We start from the raw sequence: 552 nt of genomic DNA, 5'->3' as shown, positions 1-552 counted from the left end.
TCAGATATTCCGCCGGGGGCATCTGGCAGGCGATGAACTGTCGACGAATCAGCTCGTACAGGCGCTGGGCGTCGCGCTCCATATCTTTCAGGGAATCCGAGGTGCGCCGCACATCCGAAGGACGAATGGCTTCGTGCGCTTCCTGGGCCCCTTCCTTGCTGCTGTAGGACAGCGGCGCATCAGGCAGGTACTTGTCACCCAGTTTTTCGCCAATCCACTCCCGGCAGGCCGCCACGGCGTCTGAACTCAGGTTGGTGGAATCGGTACGCATGTAGGTAATGTGGCCGGCTTCATAAAGCCGCTGCGCCATCATCATGGTCTTTTTCACCCCGAAGCCCAGGCGGGTGCTCGCGGCCTGCTGCAGGGTAGAGGTAATAAAAGGCGCCGACGGCTTGGAGCGGGTGGGCCGCTGCTCACGCTGGCTGATGGTCAGGGTGCCAGCATTTTCCAGTGCCTGCTTGTGGGCGCCGGCGTCGTCACCGTTATTGGGCCGGAACGCCTGGCCGTTATGCTTGGCCACCTGCAGGCGCAGGGCTTCGCCGTCACCGCTGT

General features: G+C 62.5%; 1 protein-coding gene. It reads right to left on the bottom strand.

Features of this window, described 5'->3' with window-relative positions; translation table 11 throughout:
- A partial coding sequence (locus A3754_RS19715) for a DNA topoisomerase (RefSeq protein WP_231880705.1) occupies positions 1 to 552 on the bottom strand: 552 nt, incomplete at both ends.

The organism is Alcanivorax sp. HI0083 (assembly GCF_001635175.1).
Note: the sequence above shows the minus strand (reverse complement) of the source record. Positions and strands in the feature narration are given on the sequence as shown.